1 protein-coding gene is annotated in these 979 nt (G+C 50.8%); it reads right to left on the bottom strand.

Annotated features, from left to right (window positions below):
• Positions 1-397: 397 nt before the first annotated feature.
• Positions 398-979: DUF4352 domain-containing protein (locus tag AC1DRJ_RS29605; protein WP_477805250.1), on the bottom strand; the 582-nt coding region annotated here is incomplete at its 5' end.

Below are 979 nucleotides of genomic sequence, written 5' to 3'. Positions count from 1 at the left end.
GGCTTACACACCTCTGACTGAGCCCGCGCGAACTTTGTCTTGCTTGTTTGAGCTGGTGAGTGACTGCCTCATCGAGGCAGTCGGTGAAGAACGAGCAGCTGAAATGCTGGAGGAGCGATGGCCAGTTTTCATCGACAATCAGCACGAGATAATCGAGCGTATACGTCAGGGCTACTGAGTTATGGCTCAATTTCCTGTTCTTTGATCAGTGACAGGCGGTCGCCTTTGAATGCTGCCTCCAGGGTCATGCCGGCCGCGAGGCGCCTGTAAACGGTGCGCGGGTTCACGTCGTATTTGGGTCGGATCTAGCCCTTCACTGTCGGTAGCAAATCAGCCAAAAACGGAAACATTGAAAATCTGCCGGGCTTGGCCACCGCCAAAATCAAATTTCTCGGTCTCATGCTGGCGGTAGGTGAGTACACCAAAGCTTCTTGTCCTCAGCGTTCCTACCAGGCTTCCAATACACGTCGCCGCTAAGCTCATTTGGCACCTTGTAAACGATCTTGGTAGTGAGCTTGACGAGAGGATTCAGTGAACGTAAACGGATACCGTACCCTTCACTCATGACTGATTCAGTGGTATCGAATTTATAGTCTTTGCCATCTTTAGAGATGAAAAGGCTTCCTTCGAATGGTAGCCGCCCCTCGTTATCAGTGTTTTTGAAGGTAGCGTTCACAGTGAGGTAACGGGCATCAGGATCTGGTTTCACAGCCGTGTATCGGTTCCCGGTGTCTATAGATTTGCTGATGGTGCAGTCGTTGACTGTCACGTCAAAATACCCGACCTGACCATGCATGCTGTCCTGCTTTTCTTGAAGCTCTTTGAGGTAGTTGGTGGCGTACATGTTGTACGCATTTGCGGAGTTGCTACCAATCGCAGCTACACGGCAGATGAGGATGTCGGAGCTATCCTTGGAAAGCTTGCTTACCGTGAGCGCTGGATCCAATGCAGCATCGGTTTCATCAAAGTCATGTTCCAT

The sequence above is a fragment of the Pseudomonas sp. P5_B2 genome, from assembly GCF_056400445.1.
This window is presented reverse-complemented; position numbering and strand designations above follow the sequence as displayed.